This is a genomic window from Lysinibacillus sp. K60 (assembly GCF_019731275.1).
Lineage (GTDB): Bacteria > Bacillota > Bacilli > Bacillales_A > Planococcaceae > Lysinibacillus > Lysinibacillus capsici.
Genome location: NZ_JAASJR010000012.1, coordinates 45,868 through 69,009 on the forward strand (window position 1 = coordinate 45,868; position 23,142 = coordinate 69,009).

Consider the following 23,142-nt stretch of genomic DNA (forward strand, 5'->3'; position numbering starts at 1 on the left):
TTTTTAATTTATAACTTATAAAACTGGATTAATTCCTCTAGTTGATCGGCTGTTCGGGTTAACTGATCTGAACTGCTCGTAACAACTTGAAGCGAGATACTGGATTGCTCTGCGGATGCAGCGGTTTGCTCCACACTAGCTGCAGCCTCCTCTGTGACAGCAGCTATTTCCTCAATCATTTTACTTACACTTTCACTATCCCTCATGACGATTTCAATTATTTCAGATGTATCTTGGATAGTAATCGTCACCATTTTAACGGCTTCATTAATATTTTCAAAGGTATGCCCAGTCATTTTCATTTGCTCTGATCCCCTCGCGACTTCTACATACCCCTTTTGCAGAAATTCTGTCACTGTGTTGGTTTCCTGTTGAATTTTCTCCACAATGCCTGTAATTTCAACTACAGAATAGGAAACTTGAGTTGCCAATTTCTTTACTTCCTCTGCTACGACAGCAAAGCCTTTTCCCGCATCACCTGCACGAGCTGCTTCAATTGCAGCATTCAATGCTAATAAATTCGTTTGGTCAGAAATCTCTCGAATCACAGTGACAAGCTGATTAATTTCTTGAGACTGCTTTTCTAAATTGTTGACATTCGTTACTGTCCCCTCAAATACCTCATGGATGATGGACATTTGTAACAAGGATTGATCCATTAACTCTTTTCCCTGACCAGTCATATCTAAGATATCATGTGACCTCTGAAATATATGCTGACCATTTTCATTCATTTCGCAAATATTTTTAGAAAATACTTCCATTTTAGAAACCATTTCACTTGCTAAATTTGCTTGTGCTTCGGTGCCTGAGGCAAGTTCTATCATCGTTTCAGTTATCTGCTCTGATCCATTAAATACATCCTTTACAGATTGTGCAATATAGCCAATTTGTTGATGTAATTCCTTCGCAGATACTTTTACCTGCTGCAATAACTGATTATTATTTTCACTAACAAAATTAGATGCCTTCATCAGTTCTGCCACTTCATCTTGAAATTTAACTTTTAATGGTGGATCAGTTAAATCACCTTCAGCAATTTTTTGTAAACGTTTCATAACCAATTTGATAGGTTTCACTATACCATTTGTTACAAATAGGGCAATAATAATTCCTGTTAGAACTATCAGAATAGTGAAAATTGAGTTGAATTGAATATTTTTATTACCTATTTCAATCACTTGGATACCTTGTTGTAATACCTCCTTTTTACGCTCGTCAGCCATAGCTGTAAAACCACTCATTAATTCTCTTGCGTAGTCTTGAGCCTCCCCATTTAAAATCGCTTCAGCTTGTTCGATTTTTCCTTGCTCAAAAAGCGGAAAAACATTTTCAACAATCATTTCATTCCATTTTCTTCCTAACAATAGAAGCTCCTCGGTCTTTGGAGATTCCGTTTGTTGTAGCAACTCTTCTTCTAGAATACTGGCTTGCTCAGCATATTTCTGAAACTCATTCTTATAAGAACTATCACCTGTCAAAATATAGCCTCTAGCTAATGCAATTTTTTCTGCTGTGTTAAAGGCCATTGATTGATCCAGCATAAGCAATGGTAGCTGCTCTTGCATGATATGATCGGTATCTCTATGAATTTTTTTCATCGATTCAATGGTAAAAATAGAAAGAATAATCATTAGCAGTAAGACAAGCAAAAAACCAAATAAATTTTTCTGACGCACTGATTTAAGTTTAATTATGCCCATTTTTATTCCTCCAGAAATGTTTAAAACCTAAGACCCTTTTAACGTTCATATTGCTGTTTTTCACTCACTAAAAGAGCTTTTAATTGCTGTAACTTATCCACTACTTTATGAGAAACCAAAGTAATTTCACGAAGATAAGCTTCCGTTTGATCTTTGTAGCCATGGTTGAATGCCTGTACAGCTTTTTTTGCCAGCTCATGGATGAGCATATGGGGTTCTTCGAGCTCTTTGAAAATAACTTTATCTCCAAGCAATGTTTTTCCTAACCCGTAATACCATTTACCGAGACGACAATTTTGATAGGAGGCTATTTCTTCTTCGGACATTTTTTCAAATCCTAATAGTAAATTATAAATTTTCCAACTCCAGAGCAAATGATCTGTAATCGCTAATTCGATAATATCTTCCTGACTAATGATGTAATTATTTGAAATCGTTTTGGTACGGTAATCATCAATCATATTGCTTAGTTGGTAAATGGAGGAGCCCATATGAAATACAATTTCCTTACTTTTCTCCATGCTTTCAGTGATATTTTGATTGCACTCAGCAATATAATTAGCCGATGCAGCTTGACTTTTAGCTGTTTCTGCAATCTCCCCAAAACGAATACCTTGCTGCTGAATGGTATCGTTTAAATTTGTAAGTGTTTCTGTAATCATCGCTGTATCGACTACGCCTTTATGCAAGTCTTTGGCGAACTGCTGTGTAACGTCTTGTATGTCTGCTGTTATGAGCAGTAATTCATTGATGTCCGTATGAATAGAAAGTACGGACGATTTTGTATCATCAGCCAATTTACGTATTTCTTCAGCAACTACTGTAAAGCCCTTTCCTGCCTCTCCTGCTCTTGCTGCCTCAATTGTTGCATTGAGTGCCAGAAGATTCGTCTGATCAGCAATCGATTTAATTAACTCCATTAACTTCGCCACATTGTTTACATGGTTTACTAAAAGACCGATATTTACTTGCATTGATTTTTGGTTTTCATCCGTTACCTGCAAAATAGACGTAACATGTTTTAAAGAGGCGAGATCTTCATTTAATTCAAACAATGCTGTTTTAGTCTGAGCGGAAATATCACTTACAGAAACAGCAATTTCTTCAATGCTGTTTTCTAAAACCTGCATCGATTGATTGGCGGCAATAATTTCTTTTTGCTGCACCTCCTGAAACTCAATTAGTTCTTTGATTGAAACGAGTTGTGTATTATATTTAATAATTTCCCCTAATCCTGTCACAACAGAATTAGCCTGGTTTTCTATATAGGTTTCAAAGATAATTTGCTGATCTATATTCAATAGGCTTTCGAATGCAAGCAAAACATCCAGCATATTTTTAGGATTTCGAGCTAATTCTTTTACGATAAGCGGGATCATCAATTGATTGATTAACATATAGATAGCAATAATTTGATTAGGTAATATCCCCACACTTAAAAGTATGGATGATAATTTTCTTCTTTTAAAAACATATTGAAGATTTAATTCGTCCTCAAACAAGCTCTCAAAATAGTCATCGATTAATTGCTTTTCTCCTCCTAACTCCGGGTACTTCTGAGCTATTTTTGCAAAGTCCTGTACGTCATATAAACGTTCAGTTAGGTTGTCTAAAATTTCCTTTCGATTATTTTCATAGATAGTACGTAAATAACGAACTAGCTCTCTCCTATTTTTCGAAAAGGCTAAAAAATCTAACTTTTCTTTAAATCGCTCATTGGATTCTATATCTGAATAGTTTATTGCAGAAAAATAATTATAATCTCCAGCTACTTTCCTAGAAAAAAACATTTTTCACTCGCTGCATAGCTCTAGCAAATGGGCTAAAGGCGTTGCAACTCCCTCCTTTTTATTATTCTTATTTTTTCTCATGTGTTTTCTTAGCTGTCATAACTAAAAATAGTATAAACACAGGTACTAAGAAAAACAATCTATAAAATGTAAGATTTTAGTTCAAATTAAATTCTAAAGAACCATTATAAAAGTCCTATTAATTTTTACTATTCTACTTTTTGAAAAATACAGGAGTTTTATCACAGTTCAATTCTGTACAGTGAAAGAATACTTAGTTTGTCTAGAATAATTATTTTTAATTAGGCAATTACGCTCTGCTCTTCAAAGAAAAAAAGGAGGATCTCAAATAATTTTTGAGACCCTCCTTTATGGATTGGTTGTTTTTATAGTATTTCCTGTGCAAGCTGCGCGAGACGTTTTTTATCAATAATTTGGTAGCCAGTCTTCCGCTTTTCTAATATCTTCTCTTCACAAAACTGTGCCAAAACATATAATAAATGGCGATAAGAAACTCCTAAATACTCACAGATTTCCGTATGTTTTTCCCTGTAGACACCTTGGTCGGCAGATAATTGGATAAAGGCTGCTAAGCGATTTTCCAATGGATATGCCTGATTTTGTGTATATTTAGATGTCATTTTTGTCGCTTTTTCACCTAAAAATACACAAAGTCTACGTAAAAATAAGGCATCCGCAAGTAACTTCTCCTTACATGACTGTGTAATCGAATAGCAAATTGTTTTGGTGACGGTTTGTATCCCCTTTGTATACCTAGCCTCATTTAACAATTCAATTTCCCCCATAAATAGAGGGGCTTCTAGGTATTCAATAAGTGAAACCTTCCCATTTTTATGTGTCATATAGAGCTTCGCCTTTCCTTCTATCATGTAATACACGGTGTCTGGAAATGAGCCTTCCTGGAAGATCCACTCACCCTTGTCAAACTGGCGGACTTCTAAATAGGGATTGATATCAAATGAGAAAAAATCATCGATTGGATATTTTTCAAGATAATGGGTACGGGCTTCAGCTGTTAAAATATGCATTTTTTACTCTCTCCTATAAAAAATATGAGATATCTCACATTATTGTAGCGATGAACATGCTATTATTCAACATAGTTAATGGAGGTACGGAAATTATATGAACAATCAACGATGGCTTTCTCAGAATTTCTTTACATTTTTTATCACTTGGGGCATTTTCTTACCCTACTGGACAGGTTGGCTGGTGGATGCGAAACATCTAACCGTCTCGCAGGCAAGTGTAGTGATGGGCTGTGGGCTCCTAGCTCGTGCCACATCCAATCTTTTCTTCTTCCCAACACTTGCAAAATATGTACACAATAAACGACTCATTACTATTTTAGCAATAGGCTCGTTGCTAACTGCCTTGCTCTATATTCCAAGCACAGGCTTTACAGCATTATTAATCGTGACCATTTTATTTAGTGTTTTTTACCCAGCGCTATTACCTGCTGTGGAAAGCAGTGCAGCTACGCTTGTCCAGTATGGCAATATTCATTATGGTAAAAGCCGTTCCTATGGTTCATTTGGCTTTGTCATCGCTGTGTTAATTATTAGTATGCTGACAGGCGTTTTTGGAAAGAACATCATCTTTTGGAGCATGATTATAGGGTTGATGGGCATGTTACTTATGCAGCAATTTGCAACACCAAAGGAATTACTGGTAGTCCCAACAAAAGAACAGCGTGCAAAATCATTGTCGATGAAAACACTATGGACTATCAAAGGCTTCCCCATTGTTTTATTCATCGTCATCTTGCTACAGGGTGCACATGCCTCCTATTATAGCTACGGTTATATTTATTTAGAAGATTTACAGGTTGATCCATTCTATATGGGTATGATTATTAATATCGCTGTTATTTGTGAAATTCTTTACTTTATGAAGGCTGATACGTTATTGACGAAATGGCGCTCATCGTCCTTATTACTCTTAGCAGCGAGCGGCTCTTCCCTACGTTGGTTACTAATCTTTATGTTCCCAAATGTCTGGGTATTTATCGCTTCACAAACCTTGCACGCATTATCCTTTGCATTAGCCCATTTTGCCTTTATTCGCTACTTAACAAAAGCGCTACCTAAGGAACAAATACCCAATGCACAGGGTTTATACTCTGCATTAGCTATGGGCTTAAGTACCGCCATCCTTACATTTTTAGGTGGCTATTTATACGAAATATCGCCAGGTCTGTCCTTCGCAGCCATGCTCATTTGTACAATACCAGCCATCGCTATTTTGCTCCTGACACGCAAAAAATATCAATATTAAACTAAAAGCAGGTGAGAACTTCCTCACCTGCTTTGATTATTTCGGATAATAGGAAAAACCAGGATATTTTACTACAGGCCATTTTTCTTTTCTGAGAACCTCAAGCAACTCAGGACCAACCTGCAAATTACTTTGCACCAATTCTTTAGGAGTTAACGCCATCCATTGATTTAAGGATACATCCTGGAATCGATCACTTTTAAACATTTCTAAAAACCATAATGGCTCTGTCCCAGTATTTTCAATATAATGCCCCGTCGCAAATGGGACATAGCCAACATCTCCTGCCCGATAATCAAATGTTCGAGCCGTTCCATTTCCTGTGAAAACTGTCATACGGCCTTTTCCTTGCAGATAATATTGCCATTCATCGTTGTTTGGATGCCAATGCAACTCTCGCATCGCCCCTGGCTCAATTTCCACCAGTGCAGCCGCGATATTTTTAGAGATTGGGAAATTAGTCGAATCGACAATGCGCACACTGCCTCCAGGTGTTTTTAATGGAGGCTGTGCCAACAGACGATGTTTAAAGGTTTGCGGAACCTCCCCATAAGGAGATGGCACTTTCTGAGAATCGATTGGCCCCGGAACCCGATCCTGATAAATATATACTTGTTCACTCGGGATGTGATCGAAAGCATGGATAGGAACCCCAAAATTAGCTGATAACACTTCTTTTGGCGTATGAGCAAACCAATCCGAAATTGACAGTGTATTCAGATCAGAGAAATGCCCATCATCAAATACTAATAAAAATTCACAGCCGTCCTCAAGTCCTTGAATGGAATGAGGAATGCCAGGCGGAAAATACCATAAATCACCAGGTCCCACATCCGCTATAAAGTTACAACCATTTTGATCGACAGCCGTAATGCGAGCATGACCAAGCAGCATATAAGACCACTCCGCCTGTTGATGCCAGTGCAGCTCACGTACGCCCCCTGGTGCCAAACTCATATTCACACCCGCCAAAGTCGTAGCAATCGGTAATTCACGAACCGTAATTTCCCGTGACCACCCACCTTGATTTAAGGTCATATGCGTGTCTGAAAACGAGAATCGTAAATTTGGAATCAAACCCGCATCAGTCGTTGGTGGCACCAGCATATCAGGATTTTCTAAGTCCCTCATAATATCCCGTGGCCCCTTATCCACCCCTCCAGCCCCATCACCTCGAATAGGCTGAGGCACCTGAAAATAACCCGGTGGCAAATTTTCCAATCGTTCACCTCTTTATGTTCGTAATCAAAATAAAATACTTCTATTCTTCTAAAATGTATGGATACACGGCTTGGATTATTCACTTTCTTTTCTATCAGTGGGTTGGGTGGCTAAGCCTGGATATTTAATTGAGAGAGGAGCTTGCTATATGATCACTTTTCACTGGTTTTGGAGCGGGTTCTTCAGTTGTTTGATCACTTCTCATCTACTTTGGAGCGGGTTCCTTACTTGTTTGATCACTTCTCAACCACTTTAGAGCGGGTTTCTCACTTCTTTGATCACTTCTCAACCTATTTAGAGCAACCTCCTCTCGTTTCCCTAACTTCAGGACAAGCCCTTACTTACTATTCGTCCAATAGCCTCCACCGCACATTCATGTAGGATTTGTAAGCCTTCCTGTAATTCTTCGTAGGTTGCATAGGCGTAGGATAGACGAATATGATGATGATCTTGTGGATCGTAGATATAGCCTGGATTGATTAATACTTGTTGCTGCAACAGTTTCATAAAGAAGTCTTTATCTACAAGCGGCTCATGAAACTTGAGCCAAATATAAAAGCCTCCTCTTGGTTTGCTCCAATTCGCCACATCTGTAAATGTCTCCTTTAAAAGCTGTTCCGTAAAATCGGCTCGCTCCTGTAATTGTTGACGTAATCCTGCGAGATGCTTTTCATATTTTCCTGATTGCAGCCAATGTAGGACAATTTCTTGAGAAATGGCACTTGAGCCATAGTCTGTTTGCATTTTTATATCAGCTAACCGCTCAATGACAGTGGTTGGACCGATGAGCCAACCAATGCGTAGCCCTGGGCTTAAGGTTTTAGAGACGCTGCCAATATAAAGAACTTGTCCGCTATTATCCATGGCCTTAAGCGGCTGTGATGCCTCTTCAAAAAGCAATTCATGATAAACATCATCTTCTACAATCGGAATGCGTGATGTCTGACAGGCTTCATATAGCTGTTCTTTTTCTCGTGTTGTCCATACATGACCTGTTGGATTATGTAAAGTAGGTATGGCATAAAACACGGCTTGTTTCTTTCGTTTCCTTTGCGCCAATGTTTGAGCAAGCTGTTCATCACGATCAATGCTAATCATTTGCATGCCAACCGACTGAAAAGGGTGAACAGAATTTAAATAGGAGGTTGGCTCCTGAAACACAATAGACCCTTGCTCTAATAAGCCAACAGCAATCAATTGTAGTGCCTGAAGAGCCCCTGAGACAATACAGACGTTTTGAGGCTCAGCGGGAATGCCTCTTTTTTGAACATATTTACAAATAGCTTTACGGAGCTGATCATTGCCTTGTGGCGAAGAGTAGCCTAATGCTTTGGGTTGAAAGGATAGCTCTCGCAGTGAAGCTTCTATTTCCTCGGTAGGCAACAAACTGGGTGCTAGCTCTCCCGTTCCTAAACGTATTACATCCTCACGCTGTTCGTATTCGTTAATTAATTGGATGGTGTGGTAGTTTGGCTTGTGGATGCTTGTTTCGATATAAGTTTGCCAATTCGGCTGTGTTTGTTGGATTAATGCATGCCAGGAATTGTACGTAACATAAACACCAGAGCCTACTTTTGCTTCAAGAATGCCCATTGCTTTTAATTCCTCTAAAGCCTGCTGAACTGTGCTACGATTCACATTGAACTGCATGGCCAGCTGTCTTTGGGTAGGTAGTTTTGTCCCTGCTGCCCAGTCTCCTCGTTCCACATTGGCCGTTACCCACTGTACAATCTGCTGCTGTAATGTATTATCACTTCGTCTATTCGGCTGCCAGCTCATGTTCCCTCTCCTTCCATGCTATAGAATTGGGTGGATAAAAAACCAACCAATTGGTCGTTTTCTTTTAGTTATACCATATCTAAAATAAGTAAAGAAAGGAGGAATGATCGTTGGAAGCTTTTCTTCATGGGATCATTTTAGCATTTGGACTCATTTTGCCATTAGGCGTACAAAATGTTTTTGTTTTTTCACAAGGTGCTACACAACCAAATTTATTACGCGCTTTGCCAGCGAGTGTGACAGCTGCGATCTGTGATACACTGCTTATTCTACTTGCGGTATTCGGTCTGTCATTAATTGTTCTACAGTTTGAGTGGCTGCGTATCACGTTAATGGGTATTGGTATCGTTTTTTTACTTTACATGGGCTATAGCATTTGGCGTTCAAATCCAGCCAACACTGAAAATAGCGAAGCATTGCCTATTAAAAAACAAATTCTCTTTGCCCTCTCTGTGTCACTTCTAAATCCACATGCTATTTTAGATACAATCGGTGTTATTGGTACAAGCGCATTAAAATATAGTGGAGCCGAGCAAATGATGTTCACTATTGCTTGTGTGTTCATTTCCTGGCTATGGTTTTTCGGTCTCACTTTGACTGGCGCCTCGTTCAAAAAACTAGACGGCTCTGGAAAATTGATGCGAGTATTTAATAAATGCTCCGCTGTCTTTATTTGGGCAACAGCATGTTATCTCGCAAGTGGCTTATTTTAACGTACATAGAAAAAGCTCAGGAGGTAACCCTGAGCTTTTCTTTTATAGAGAAACAAATAAAGTAAGCTTTTCATTAAACAATGCCGTCTCAATGGATTTTGCATGAGGCCATTCCTCACCATAATGAATAGCTTTAACTAATACATTTTCTTGTAATAACGCTTCGTGCTGCTGAATATTAAAAATTACCTCTGCACTACCAATAAAGGCAATCGATACATATTGCGCCACTGGTAGCTGCCATTTTTTCCGTGCATCTTGTATTGTACGAATTAATTCTCGTATTTGTCCTTCTTGTAGTAAGCTCTCTGTGAGTTGAACATTCATCAAGACACGGCAAGTGCTATCCTCTGCTAAAATATAATGGTCCTTGACGATTGATTCAGCTATTACATGTTCTCTTAATAATGTTAGCTGTTGACCGTCCATCATGAGATCCACTGTTCCATGGTGTTGTAGCCTTTGTTTCTCTTCATCTGTTAATGCCAACACATACTCTTTTACTTGATTAACCTTTGGACCAAATGCCGCGCCAGCTGATTTAAAGTTTAACTTATAATGCACGCTTTCATAGGCAGAAAAATCATGTGTCCATCTACAAGCTTTGATGTTTAACTCATCCTGAATGAGTTCGCTATAGGCTTGGTAATCCGACAGTTCACCTTTTAGGGCAACAATGAGTTCACTTAAAGGCTGCTTGACCTTTATTCCCTGACTATTGCGAATGCTACGTCCAAGTTCCACAACTGTTAAGACTGTTGCCATTTCTTGTTCAAGCCTCACATCCACTAGTTGATCGTCGAATAGTGGGTATTTCTCAAGATGAACACTTTTTCCACATAGTTGACGGTAGATATCCTCTGCTATAAATGGTGTAAACGGTGCTATTAATTGACAAATGGATGTCAGTGCCTCATAAAGTGTGCTAAATGCACCTCGTTTATCTGCTGTCATTCCATTTGCCCAAAATCTAGCACGCGAACGACGAATATACCAGTTGCTTAATTCCTCCACCAATTGACCAATTTCCCGTGTAGCCTGTGTAAATTGATAATCATCCATGGAGGTTGTGACAAGCTGGATAGTGTGATGTAAGCGGGACAATATCCAATGATCTAGCTGTGAACGTGTACCTGTATTTGTAGCATCATACGTAAAACCATCGATCTGGGCATACATATCATAAAATCTAAACGTATTGTCGAGTGTATCTACCAGCTTAGATTTCGCATCTAAGACAACTTTCTTTGAAAAACGCTTTGGATTCCATGGGGAGCTATCAACTAAAAATGCCCAACGTAGAGCATCTGCTCCATACTCCTCGATTAACTCAACAGGCTCTAATGCATTGCCTTTACTTTTGGACATCTTCTGTCCATGCTCATCGAGTACATGCCCTAACGATAGCACATTTTTATAAGGTGGTTTTCCTGTAAACAAGGTCGATACTGCTAATAAGCTATAGAAAAATCCTCGCGTTTGGTCGATTCCCTCAATGACCACATCTGCTGGAAACTGATGATGAAAGTTCGCTACATCTTCAAATGGATAATGCTGTTGGGCAAATGGCATCGAACCACTGTCAAACCAAACATCGATAACTTCAGGCGTACGTTTCATGTCGCCTTGGCAAACAGGACAGGTACAGACAATGTCATCTATAAATGGCTTATGGAGCTCTAATTGTTCATTGACAGCTCCTTTGGCTAATTGTTGTAGTGCTGCAACACTTTTAGGTGCCTCCTCATGATTGCAATCCTGACAGATCCACACATTGAGTGGTGTCCCCCAATAACGATTACGACTGATATTCCAATCCACTAAGTTTTCTAGGAAGTTGCCAAATCGTCCATCCTTAATATGGCTAGGATACCATGTCACCTGCTGATTATTTTGTAAAAGCTGCTCTTTTAATGCCGACATTTTGATAAACCAGCTATCTGTTGCATAGTACAATAATGGTGAATCACAGCGCCAGCAATGTGGATAGCTATGCTCATATTTTTCTTTAGCAAATAAAAGCTCTTTTGCTGCAAGCATTTTAATGATGTCGACATCACAGTCCTTCACAAAACGTCCAACAAGCTCAGGTACCGCTTCTGTATAACAACCTTTATGATCAACTACATTGACAAAGGACAAGCCATGTTCCTGCACCGTTTTATAATCGTCCTCTCCATAAGCAGGTGCTATGTGTACAATTCCTGTTCCACTATGCTCTGTCACATAATCTGCCATGACAACGATATGTCCTTTATGGACGGTTACATAGGAAAATGGCGATCGATAGGAAACACCTGCAAACTCCTGTCCGTCATGCTCACTTAATATTTCTACAGGCTCTGAAAAAACCTTTGATACCAACGATTTGGCTAGTATATAGATGCTGTTTGCATGCCTAACACGGACATATCGAAGAGCAGGATTCATAGCCAAGGCTACATTGGCTGGTAATGTCCAAGGCGTCGTTGTCCAGCCTAAGATATATTCGTCTCGATCCTCTAGCTTAAACATTGCAGTGACGGATAAATCCTTGACATCCTTATAGCCCTGTGCCACCTCATGAGAGCTTAAGGAAGTTTGGCAGCTAGGGCAATAAGGTGAGACGCGATGTCCTTTGTATAACAGTTTTTCCTTGTGAACGTGGCTTAAAATATGCCATACAGTTTCAATATAGTCATTACTTAAAGTTAGGTAAGGTTCATCCATGTCAAGCCAGTAGCCAAGCTGCTCTGTAAAGGTACGCCATTTTTGCTCATAGGTAAAAACGCTCTTCTTACATGCTTGAATAAATTGCTCCACCCCGTAGTTCTCAATCTCCTGCTTTCCTGAGATCCCTAATGCCTTTTCTACCCCTAATTCCACAGGCAACCCATGTGTATCCCAACCTGCTTTTCGTTCAACTAAATAGCCCTGCATTGTTTTGTAACGTGCCACCACATCTTTTATGGTTCTACCAAAGGCATGGCCGACATGTGGTAAACCATTTGCTGTTGGGGGTCCCTCATAAAATACAAAGGGCTGCTGTCCAGCGCGATTACTTACGGATTTGGCAAAGGTCCCTTCTTGCGCCCATAATGTACGAATCCTTGTTTCTCGTTCAACCGTTGTTTCTTTCTTTTGTTCTTTCTGCATATTAGTTCCTCCTATACAAGCGAATTTGTATAAAAGGCATACAAAAAACCCCGTCCCAAGGAAAAGGGACGGGGTTAACCGCGAATACCACCCTAATTCTATTGACACGATGGCCAATAGCACTCAGCAACGTACAATCATACGTGTTCTTTTTAACGGTAGACACCCGGATTAGCTTACTCCATTCAGCTAATCTTCTCAGAGAGGATTTTCATGTAACACCTGCACACCGACTTCCACCAAATGTCGGCTCTCTGTAGAACAAAGTGAAACACTACTCTTTCTCATCAACGAATTTGTATGCTTTTATTGTCCTTCATCTTAGCAAATTACCAATTGTCTGTCAACAATGGACAATCTTAAAAAATTTCGTTGAGACAAGTGGCAATACTTTGATGGAGATCAGCATATTGTGGCTGTTGAATGGTTTGAATCAAAAAGCTCTTCAGCAATGTTTTACTATTGAATAGCACTATTCTGTATTGTTCTTCACTCAGATGTTCCTTCATTGAGGCTAAGGTTAATGGCATTTGCTGCACTATATGGATGACTTCATTTTGTTCCAGCCCCTGCTCCAACATCGCGAATATAGGCACTAATAGTCGGTCATCCTCATCATGGATAAAAATGTAATCCGGTTGTAAATAGATGGACCATAATGCATGTAACATATCCGGATAGGCTGTTTTCAATGATTTTGGATTTTTCACTAGTTCATCGATAGCATCTGAAACATGCGCCACGCTATGTGCCCATCCCTTGCCAGGCACATAGCCTCTTACATCCTTTTCAGATGATACATAGCTTAGTAACTTTGTTTGACAGTCCTCTATGCTAGCCTTGGGCAAAAAATTATCCTGTAGATCTCTTGCTAAAATAAGCGCTACTAATAATGATGTAAAGGAGCGAGTAAAGACCCAATCTGATTCCTTTTCTCCAATCCCCTTAACTATTAAATGGTTTAAGCTATAATCCCATAACTCCGTTAAGCAACGATGGTCTAGCAAGTTTTTTTCTAAAATCCATTCATAAAAGCTGCCATAAATATAAGTATCTCGTAGCTCACTATCAATAGAACCGATATGTGCTAACATGGAATGCACAAGCTGCTCTTGATTTTCTAGCTCCATTATTGCTTGCCCCTTTTTCAATGCCTTTAATCGATCCTTTAATTCTTCTTCCTTCAGTACATCTTGTATCAACTCTTTGACTCCCCTTTGCTTATTTATTTTGATACTCACTCTCTCGGTATATCCCATCTAACTTCCAGCTCTCATTAAAACGGACATATGTAAATTCCTTTTGCCAATTATCTTGGTGTACAATCACCTTACTGCGCCAAGGAAAGGTAAATGCATTCGCCTGCCCCTTTCGCACATCAGCTATATCATCCGCTACTTCAAGAAGCGTCGTAGGCTTCATTGTATTGTGCATCAAATAAAGCTGTCGATTTGAACTATCCTCAAGCTCCTGCATTACTTGCTGATGGAACGCAATCACCTGCTGATTTGCCTGATAAAGTGAATAAACGAGTGAGCTCCCAAATAGCAGCATCAATGTTGCCACAATCACAACATGCTTTTTCTTTAAGCCTATATAAAATGCCCACTTCTTTTCCTTGTTGTATAAATAGATATAGATTGCTAGACTAATTGGCCATAAAAATAGTAGCTGCCAAAAGAGGACAACCCAAAAAATTTCTCCATCCGAGACAAAATATCGAATGCAAAAGTAATTCAACAGCCATAAGGGCATTGACCAACGCCAAAAGGATTCTTCCTGTGACATACTTTTTAAATAAATCAGTAGAAGAGGTAAGCTTAGGAAAAACGCTGTCGCATTATCTAATATAGCAAATACCAAATCAACACCTCTATTTTAGAAAAATATTACAACTATTGTATATGAATCCAAATCTAAAGAAAAGGCTAGACATTCTAAAATCATTGAATGTCTAGCTTCTTGTTAGTGAAATTCCTTTACTATTTTCATCTCTACGATATCCTTATAATCAAGGAATGGCTGAGTGTCATCGTTCCCAATCGACTGTCTATACTGTACTTCTACTCGATCACCAACTGAAAGTGTTTGCGGAACATCCACTAGAGGGAACCATGTACCATTACTATGTTTTTGCACTAATTCATCTACAGATTTTTGCCCAACCTCGCTAGCCAAGACGCCTGAGACAACTAAAAATTCATGTTCCTTGATCGCTAAGACCGTTCCACTTCTGATGAGCTTCATTTGGCTGTCCTTTTCTGGGATTTTATATTTTTCTCTTAAGGAGGCAATGTCTTTATGATAATGTTGTTCTAAATAATTCATGGCTGCTTGCTCAACAAGCCATGTACGAATGGGATTACTTACATCCTTATAATCGGCTTGGCTTACCTCCCATAATAAATCAAATGTAGCCATTTTATAGGCAATTGGCTTGCCATAGTTCTCTATAAACCCTTCGTTTGTGACTTGCAACATTTGCAGAAGCTTATCATAAGTTGGCCGAGTATCATCCTCATAGCTCCACTCTTGCATGAACTGTTCGAGTGCCTTATCTACTTGCTCTTGTGTAGGTACTAATTTTTTCGATTGCGCATAAGCAAAGGTCGATTCAAAATATAAAAAATTATCAAAGCTTGCCTTATATAAACGATTCTTTCCGTTCATAAAAGAATCAAGTTGTAAATATAGCTCTAAAATCCGCTCATCTAATACGGGTGGAATAGTAGAAGCTTGCTGTTGTTGTTCATTATATTGCTGATATATAAACAGCCCTATGCAGACACTTAAAATCATAGCCAAAACACCATATGGCCAGCGTTTTGCCGATTTTTTTTCATGGCGTTGCTGTAAATGCTGAACCACATTTGTCATCACACGCTTTTTACTTTCTGATAAATCCCTTACTACGCGAGCATCCATTTTACTCATGCAGGAGCACCTCCCATTCAACATGCTGTAATTGTAGCTTCAATAACTCTCGCCCACGACGTAGCCTTGTTTTAACGGTGCTTTCAGGAATCGTTAACAGCTCTGCAATGTCTACCACAGGCATTTCTTCAAAATAAAAATGTATAATGACCTCTCGCTGTTTGAAAGGGAGAGCTAGAATCGCATTTTCAATCAAAGTACGTTCATCTTGCTGTACAAGCATATCTCTTCTCATAACGGTTTGCTGCGGAAAAATCTTCTGTTGCACTTGAATTTTCCGATAGGTCCAGCTGCGTAAATAATCTTTACTTCGATTACTAACTAATTTCGATAAATACGCCTTTAGCTCCCCACGTTCCTCATAGTTTTGCTGTTTATCATAGAATTTAATAAAGACATCCTGTACGATATCTTCGGCACTTTGTAAATCTCTCACATAGTAAAAGGCAAGACGAATAAGCCTCTCTGTATGCTGTTCCATTATTCTTTCCAGTTCATGAATTAGCAACATTCTTCCTCCTCTCTACCCTATAAACGGAGCTCGCGGCTTCGAGGTTTGCTTTTTTGTCAATTACCCCAAATCATTGTCAGCAAATGGTGTAATCACTTGTTTTTCCGTTGAAGATAGCACGATATTAGTAGAAGGTGTGCCATAGGGCATAGCCGCATCAATAAATTGTTCTAATGTTTCTACTGAATAGGTCGCTAATTTAACAATATAGCTAATTTCCCCAGCCACTCGATAACATGCCAAAACATCAGGATGAGCATTACAAAATGAAGAAAGACTTTTACAATCAATGGACTTAAATAAAATAATGGCTTCAATCGTACGCTCCATCTTTTTCAGATTTACCTTTGCATGATAGCCCTCAATCACACCCTGCTCCTCTAGCTTTCTGATTCTTTCAATAACGGCAGGAGAGGATAAATGAACGGTAGTGGCTAATTCCTTCATAGAGATTTTGGCATTTTGCTGTAACTGCTGTAATATTTGTGTATCAATATGATCCATGGTCCATCACCTTTCTAAATAAATTATTTATAACATAATACCTTTTCAAATAAAGTTTTTTACCTAAAATCCATTATACAAGGTATGTAATCTTTTCTCCCTTTTGTTTACAATAATATCAATAAAGGAGGCAAATCAAACATGAAAAAAATATTGTTACTATTAGCAAATGGCTTTGAAGCGGTGGAGGCAAGCGTCTTTACTGATGTGCTCGGCTGGAATAAGTGGGAAGGAGATGGTACAACAGATGTGGTTACGGTCGGCCTGCATGAACAGCTGCAATGCACCTGGAATTTTAAAGTCACTCCTGAAAAATTGCTCCATGAAATTGTATTAGAGGATTTTGATGCATTAGCGATTCCTGGAGGCTTTGAGGAAGCCGGTTTTTATGAGGATGCGTTTAGCGAGGAATTCCAGGCAGTCGTTCGTCACTTTGATGAACAGAAAAAACCGATTGCAACAATCTGTGTAGCTTCTCTTATTTTAGGCCACAGTGGGATTCTTCTGCATCGTCAAGCAACAACCTATAATCATCCAACAAGTAAACGTTTAACACAGCTAAAGGGCTATGGCGCAGCAATTGTCAACGAGCGTATTGTGCAAACTGATCATATCATCACCTCCTCCAATCCAGGAACAGCCTTTGATGTTGCCTTTCGCTTACTAGAAACTCTAACATCTGCTCCAAACACAGCGAAAGTAAAAGAATTAATGGGCTTCCACTAAAGCATAAAAAAGTAGGCTTACACCAATATACTTGGCATAAACCTACTTTTTGTATTATTTACTTACTGGTGCTGGTTCTGATGCACTTAAATCCATTTCCTTTGCATTGTCTAGCACATCTTTTGGAATCGTAATTGTAGTTACCGCATTGAAATCATGATATTTAATCGTTGTTTGCTGTCTTGTTTTGATCGAATTGCCTTCTACTTGCATCTTTAATGTCATATCCATAGCAATTTCTTCTACATCGAATGTTTCTTTATTAATCAATAATTTATATGTGAGACCATCAAAGGAAATATTGCCTAATTGTGCCTCTAGATCGGCTTCCATTCCTAAATCCATTGCGCCAAGCTGCTGCTTCACTAGCTCTGTGAATTTATCGCCAGAACCTTTTAATGTTAACTCATAACGGTTTGCTGATTCTACTAATGTGAAATCTTCAGCAAATGCTTGTAGCATTTCCAATTGTTCAGTTGCATCTGGCTGCATTCCTGTTTGGCTCAGTACATCTTCAAATAATTGTTTCGGGAACTTTACCCAGGCCTTTTGTTCTGCCTCATACATATACATACCATCTTTAGCCGTCATATACATTTTAATCGGCAAATTAATCGCTTCACCGCTTGTTGGATCTGTTAAAGCCATTGAACCATCAGCAAAGAATTGCATTGGCTCTGTAACAATTTCCATCTTCATGTTGCCTTTAGAATCCATTTTCATGGTTTCCTTACCATCGTTTGCCTCTACTGTCTGAGAGATCGTCATGGTAGCCTTCATGCTTTTTAGCTCTTTTTGCTTGGCTAATGTTTTCGTAAATACTTCCTCTAACAAAGCACTATCCTGTGTTGTAGTAGGCTGTTCTTCTGTTACTTGCTCCTCTTTAGGCTCTTCCTCTTTTACTTCCGTTGTAGGCTGTGTATCCTCAGCTAAGCCTAATGCGTTCACAATAAATGTTGCTAATTGACCACGTGTAACATTTTTATCTACACCAAATTCTGTGGCAGTAACACCCTTCGCAACGCCTGCCTCATACAGGGCTGTTACTGCATCTGCAAATGGACTATCTTGCTGTACATCTGTGAATGGACTTTTACCTTCTGCTGTTAAACCTGCAGCCTCTGCTACCATTACCGCCATTTGACCACGAGTAATTGTGTCATCTGGACGGAATGTATCATCCTCATAGCCTTGTACAACGCCAAGATTAACTAATGTAACAATCGCTTTATAGTATGGGCTAGATGAGTCGACATCCTTAAAATTCGGATTCTCGACAGCCGTATCCGTTGTAGTTAGATGAAATGCACTTGCTATCATCTTCGCTGCCTGTCCGCGTGTTACATCCTTTGAGGGCTTAAATGTACCATCTGGAAAGCCATTAATGATGTCTGCTGCATGCAATGTGGAAATACTATTAAAATGTGCATAATCTTCGCTCACATCTGAAAATGGACTAGCCGCCGATACAGGTACTACAGCAACAGCAGTAACCGCCATTGCAGCTGTTGCCGCTGTATAAAACTTATGTTTTTTCTTTGTCATAATCAATCGTCCCCCGTTTATGTAAAAATTTTATCCTTACCTATTAATTTTACCGAAAGAATTGGAAAAATGCTAGGTTCATTGGAAATTAAATTATAATTATCCATTAAATCCGTCATTTGGTGCTATTTATACATATTTTGGCCACTTCTATCCAACACTCTCTTAATAAATAAAAAAACCGACCTCCTAAGAGATCGGTTTTTATGATGATGATTACTCAGCAGCTTTTGCGCGTAGAACCATTTGTAGGATACCACCATGACGGTAGTAGTCTACTTCTACTTCTGAGTCGAAACGAGCTAAAGCTTGGAAAGTTTTAACTGTGCCGTCTTCAGATTTAGCAGTTACTGTTAAGATTTCACGTGGTTTTACGTTGTCAGTAATGTTAACAGAGATTTCTTCTTTACCAGTCAAGCCTAATGTATCAGCGGATTCACCTGGCATAAATTGAAGTGGAAGAACACCCATCATTACTAGGTTAGAACGGTGGATACGCTCGTAAGATTGTGCGATAACAGTTTTCACGCCAAGTAGGAATGTACCTTTCGCAGCCCAGTCACGAGAAGAACCCATACCGTAGTCGTTACCAGCAAGTACGACTAAGCCAGTACCTTGTTCTTGGTATTTCATACATGCGTCATAGATGTACTCTACTTCGCCTGTTGGCCAGTAAGTAGTGAATCCACCCTCTGTACCAGGAGCAACTTGGTTACGGATACGGATGTTTGCAAATGTACCACGCATCATTACTTCGTGGTTACCACGACGAGAACCGTAAGAGTTGAAGTCACGGATTGCAACACCGTTTTCAATTAAATATTTACCTGCAGGTGTTTCTTTACCGATTGCACCAGCTGGAGAAATATGGTCAGTTGTGATTGAGTCACCGAACTTCGCCATAATGCGTAAGCCGTCTAAGCCTTTAATAGCTTCTGGCTCTTTTGCAAGACCTTGGAAGAATGGTGGGTTTTGGATGTAAGTTGATTTGTCATCAAATGTGTAAAGAGACTCAGTTGATGTTTCAATTGCATTCCATTTTTCGTTCGCTGTGAATACAGTTTCGTATTCTTTTTGGAATAACTCACGGTTAACAACAGTACCTAATACTGCATTAACTTCTTCAGTTGATGGCCAGATATCAGCGAAGAATACTTCGTTACCATCTTTGTCTTTACCAAATGAATCTTTTTGTAGATCGATATCCACTGTACCAGCAAGTGCATAAGCAACAACAAGTGGTGGAGAAGCTAAGTAGTTAGCTTTTACAAGTGGGTGTACACGACCTTCAAAGTTACGGTTACCAGAAAGAACTGAAGTTACGAATAAGTCATTTGCTTTAATTGCTTCTTCGATTTCAGGTAATAATGGACCTGAGTTACCAATACATGTTGTACAACCATAACCTACAGTGTTGAAACCGATTTGGTCAAGGTATGATTGTAAACCTGAATCTTCAAGGTAACCAGTTACAACTTTAGAACCTGGTGCTAAAGAAGTTTTTACCCATTTCGGCACTGTTAGACCTTTTTCTACAGCTTTTTTCGCCACTAAGCCCGCAGCGATTAATACGTATGGGTTAGAAGTGTTTGTACAAGAAGTGATCGCAGCTATCGCAACAGCACCTGTTGGAATTTCTACATCGCCTTCAGCGAATTTCGCTACAGAAGTTTTTGCGAATTCATCTTCTGTTAAACCGAAACCTTGTGTACCTTGTGGTGCCACTACTGCTTCTTTGTAACGAGAACGCATTTGAGATAGTGGAATTAAGTCTTGTGGACGTTTTGGACCAGAAAGGTTTGGTTCGATTTCAGCTAAGTTTACTTCTAAAACATCTGTGTAAACTGGCTCTAATGTTGGATCGAAGAACATGTGGTTCGCTTTTAAGTAAGCTTCTACAACCGCAATGTGCTCTTCGTCACGACCAGTTAAACGCATGTAGTTTAATGATTCTTCGTCGATTGCGAAGTAACCACATGTAGCACCATATTCAGGAGCCATGTTAGAGATTGTCGCACGGTCAGCTAGTGGTAATTTAGATACGCCAGGTCCGAAGAACTCAACGAATTTACCAACTACGCCACGTTGACGTAATACTTGTGTTACTTTTAATGCTAAGTCAGTAGCAGTTGTTCCGTTTGGAAGATCGCCAACTAATTTAACACCGATAACTTCTGGAATTGGGAAGTATGAAGGCTGACCAAGCATACCTGCTTCAGCTTCGATACCACCTACACCCCATCCAAGAACGCCGATACCGTTGATCATTGTTGTATGAGAGTCAGTACCTACTACTGAATCTGGGAATGTTTCGAATGTGCCATCAGCATTTTCGTTTACGTGTACAACTGGAGCTAAGTACTCTAAGTTTACTTGGTGAACGATACCTGTTGCTGGTGGTACAGCACGGAAGTTATTGTAAGCAGTTTGAGCCCATTTTAAGAAGTTATAACGCTCAGCGTTACGTTCAAATTCTAGGTCCATGTTCGCTTGTAATGCAGATGCATTACCATATTTGTCAACTTGTACTGAGTGGTCAATAACAAGGTCAACTGGAATAGCAGGGTTGATTTTGCTTGGGTCGCCGCCCATTTCTTTCATTGCAGAACGAAGAGATGCAAGGTCAACAACTACTGGTACACCAGTAAAGTCTTGTAATACAACACGAGAAGGTTTGAATGGTACTTCTGCCTCTGGGTCAGCACCGTTACCCCATTTTGCTAATTCGTTTACGTGTTCTTCTTTAATTACATACGCATCATATTGACGTAAAACAGATTCTAATAATACTTTGATTGAGTAAGGAAGGTTTGAAACTTTTGCAACGCCAGCTTTTTCAATCGCAGCTAAGTCATAGTAATTGTAAGTTTTACCATTCACTTCGAATGATGCACGGCTGTTGTGTAAATTACCTTGTGCCATTTGCGGATCCCCCTAATATATATCTTTTTGAAAAGGCTTTAAAAATGTGTAGCATCTTTTCTCCAATACCCATGATAGCGCATTTATATTCATAAGTAAATTACATTAATATTATCTTTTTTGATAAGCATAACTTATGACCTTGGTTTCTATCCTGATGTTTTTAATTTTTTGATGTGCATAATATCAAGGTTTTGTATTAGTGAGGGTTTCTATACCTGTCTAACGAAGCATATCTAAATGTATTTAACTGGGGTACTTTTTGGGGCACTTGCTGGGGCACCTGTAACTTTTTTAAAATGGTGCCCCAGTTCGTAAAAATGTAGATAAAGGAAGTTTGGACAGGTACTCTCTTATAAGGAAAGAACGATATAAATTCCTTTAAAGTTAATATTTTCTAAGATGCCTAAATTGGCAGTTGTCTTATCTGCATCCTCACCAACAAAGAACTCTACTAATTTTGCTGGCAAGCTCTTTTCAGTAGCAGTAGATAGCGCTTGATTAACTAGCTTTTCACGTGCAGCTTCTTTTTGAGATTGCTCAAATTGTGCCTTTAACTCAATTAACTGTTTTGCTTCCTCTGATTCTGGTGGGTAGCGTTTAGCAATCTCTTCTTCTAGTTTCTTTGGAAGAGTTTTAGTTTCGTACGTTTTAATCGCATCAGTTACTCGAGTATCAGCAAATGATTGAAGCCATTTCTTACCCTCATCATTGTCGTTTAGAAATGATTGAACCGATTCTAGTGTCAATGTAGCCCCTTGACCGTTACCGTCATTCCCTGAAGGTGGATTATCCTCTGGAGGTGTTCCTTCCCCACCGTCGGCAAGCATTTGAATATCTAAAGGTATTAAAGTTTTAAGATTGAATGGATTGTATTTCATGTTTTCCTCCTTGCCCAATTTAGTTGCCTCATCAAGCCCCTAAACCGTTCAAAAGTTTATTTTCTCTCGTTTTTTAAAGCGTCTACAAGAGTAAAGACAAAAATAAAAAGCCATTCTAAGTGAATGACTTGTGTAGGTTTATAACAATTTTGATTAATATCATGAGAAAAAACCAAGTTTTGAAAAAGCAGAATAAGTAGTTTAATTACCATTTCTCATTATTTTTATAATTTTTCAAATGAATGTACTCATCATTTTTCATTTTCTTCCAACTACTAATACCGTTCAAAATAAGCATAAAAATTACAAATAAAGCTGAGCCCACCATGTAATGACCTAAGTAAAAAATAACAAATGCCCCAACCAATAATGATATCATCAGCAATATCGCTAAAATTTGTAATTTATTATTCTTCTTATCATTCATAAAATCCACCTCCCAATTAAATGTTTTTTTGTTATTTCAATATGTTATTATGG

18 protein-coding genes and 1 other annotated feature are annotated in these 23,142 nt (G+C 38.9%); of the genes, 3 read left to right on the forward strand and 15 right to left on the reverse strand.

The genetic code is table 11. The annotated features are described in order from the left end of the window. Positions 1-8: 8 nt before the first annotated feature. From HCH28_RS20675 to yeiL, 3 genes are all read right to left on the reverse strand, one after another. Positions 9-1,703, reverse strand: a complete 1,695-nt coding sequence (locus HCH28_RS20675) for a methyl-accepting chemotaxis protein (RefSeq protein ID WP_221682884.1) — start codon at positions 1,701-1,703, stop codon at positions 9-11. A 38-nt stretch (positions 1,704-1,741) separates the two neighbouring features. Beyond that, positions 1,742-3,493 (reverse strand): methyl-accepting chemotaxis protein, encoded by a 1,752-nt coding sequence (locus tag HCH28_RS20680; protein WP_221682885.1) that lies wholly within the window; start codon positions 3,491-3,493, stop codon positions 1,742-1,744. Positions 3,494-3,879: 386 nt separating this feature from the next. Then, the gene (gene yeiL / locus HCH28_RS20685) at positions 3,880-4,542 is read right to left on the reverse strand and encodes a transcriptional regulator YeiL (protein WP_221682886.1); all 663 of its coding nucleotides are present in this window, start codon (positions 4,540-4,542) and stop codon (positions 3,880-3,882) included. 97 nt (positions 4,543-4,639) lie between these two features. On the opposite strand from yeiL, the gene HCH28_RS20690 reads away from it, so the two are divergent. Beyond that, entirely contained in the window at positions 4,640-5,791 is a 1,152-nt protein-coding gene (locus HCH28_RS20690; protein WP_221682887.1) for an MFS transporter, read from the forward strand. Between the two features lie 36 nt (positions 5,792-5,827). Here the strand turns inward: HCH28_RS20690 and HCH28_RS20695 are convergent, their stop codons facing one another. Continuing rightward, a complete protein-coding gene (locus HCH28_RS20695) occupies positions 5,828-7,012 on the reverse strand; it encodes an oxalate decarboxylase family bicupin (RefSeq protein WP_221682888.1) in 1,185 nt (394 codons plus the stop codon). 324 nt (positions 7,013-7,336) lie between these two features. Next, on the reverse strand, positions 7,337-8,791 hold the full coding sequence (locus HCH28_RS20700) for an aminotransferase-like domain-containing protein (RefSeq protein WP_221682889.1): 1,455 nt from the start codon (positions 8,789-8,791) through the stop codon (positions 7,337-7,339). A gap of 110 nt (positions 8,792-8,901) precedes the next feature. Between HCH28_RS20700 and HCH28_RS20705 the strand changes: the two genes are divergently transcribed. Further along, positions 8,902-9,504, forward strand: a complete 603-nt coding sequence (locus HCH28_RS20705; RefSeq protein ID WP_221682890.1) for a LysE/ArgO family amino acid transporter — start codon at positions 8,902-8,904, stop codon at positions 9,502-9,504. Between the two features lie 42 nt (positions 9,505-9,546). On the opposite strand, the gene ileS is transcribed toward HCH28_RS20705, so the two are convergent. From ileS to HCH28_RS20735, 6 genes are all read right to left on the reverse strand, one after another. Beyond that, positions 9,547-12,639: an isoleucine--tRNA ligase gene (gene ileS / locus HCH28_RS20710; RefSeq protein ID WP_221682891.1), complete on the reverse strand. Its 3,093-nt coding sequence runs from the start codon at positions 12,637-12,639 to the stop codon at positions 9,547-9,549. Positions 12,640-12,700: 61 nt separating this feature from the next. Beyond that, positions 12,701-12,939 (reverse strand) — a binding site (T-box leader). A gap of 59 nt (positions 12,940-12,998) precedes the next feature. After that, positions 12,999-13,841 (reverse strand): DUF2785 domain-containing protein, encoded by an 843-nt coding sequence (locus tag HCH28_RS20715; protein ID WP_221682892.1) that lies wholly within the window; start codon positions 13,839-13,841, stop codon positions 12,999-13,001. Positions 13,842-13,860: 19 nt separating this feature from the next. Continuing rightward, positions 13,861-14,502 (reverse strand): hypothetical protein, encoded by a 642-nt coding sequence (locus HCH28_RS20720; protein WP_221682893.1) that lies wholly within the window; start codon positions 14,500-14,502, stop codon positions 13,861-13,863. A 102-nt stretch (positions 14,503-14,604) separates the two neighbouring features. Then, a complete protein-coding gene (locus HCH28_RS20725; RefSeq protein WP_221682894.1) occupies positions 14,605-15,573 on the reverse strand; it encodes a DUF3221 domain-containing protein in 969 nt (322 codons plus the stop codon). Next, entirely contained in the window at positions 15,566-16,081 is a 516-nt protein-coding gene (locus HCH28_RS20730; protein ID WP_221682895.1) for a sigma-70 family RNA polymerase sigma factor, read from the reverse strand. Before HCH28_RS20730 ends, HCH28_RS20725 begins: the two co-directional genes overlap by 8 nt. A 63-nt stretch (positions 16,082-16,144) precedes the next feature. Further along, positions 16,145-16,588: an Lrp/AsnC family transcriptional regulator gene (locus HCH28_RS20735; RefSeq protein WP_221682896.1), complete on the reverse strand. Its 444-nt coding sequence runs from the start codon at positions 16,586-16,588 to the stop codon at positions 16,145-16,147. Between the two features lie 141 nt (positions 16,589-16,729). Here HCH28_RS20735 and HCH28_RS20740 point away from each other — a divergent pair, with 141 nt between their 5' ends. Beyond that, positions 16,730-17,314 (forward strand): DJ-1/PfpI family protein, encoded by a 585-nt coding sequence (locus HCH28_RS20740; protein WP_221682897.1) that lies wholly within the window; start codon positions 16,730-16,732, stop codon positions 17,312-17,314. A 54-nt stretch (positions 17,315-17,368) separates the two neighbouring features. On the opposite strand, the gene HCH28_RS20745 is transcribed toward HCH28_RS20740, so the two are convergent. The 4 genes from HCH28_RS20745 to HCH28_RS20760 form a co-directional block, all read right to left on the reverse strand. Then, positions 17,369-18,859, reverse strand: a complete 1,491-nt coding sequence (locus HCH28_RS20745; RefSeq protein WP_221682898.1) for an S-layer homology domain-containing protein — start codon at positions 18,857-18,859, stop codon at positions 17,369-17,371. A gap of 216 nt (positions 18,860-19,075) precedes the next feature. Continuing rightward, on the reverse strand, positions 19,076-21,781 hold the full coding sequence (gene acnA, locus HCH28_RS20750; protein WP_004227840.1) for an aconitate hydratase AcnA: 2,706 nt from the start codon (positions 21,779-21,781) through the stop codon (positions 19,076-19,078). 353 nt (positions 21,782-22,134) lie between these two features. Continuing rightward, positions 22,135-22,662 carry a DUF4355 domain-containing protein gene (locus HCH28_RS20755; RefSeq protein WP_221682899.1) on the reverse strand — a complete coding sequence of 176 codons (528 nt, stop codon included), beginning with the start codon at positions 22,660-22,662 and terminating at the stop codon, positions 22,135-22,137. 205 nt (positions 22,663-22,867) lie between these two features. Next, positions 22,868-23,089, reverse strand: coding sequence for a hypothetical protein (locus HCH28_RS20760; RefSeq protein WP_066036394.1), 222 nt, complete (start codon positions 23,087-23,089; stop codon positions 22,868-22,870). Positions 23,090-23,142: the final 53 nt, after the last annotated feature.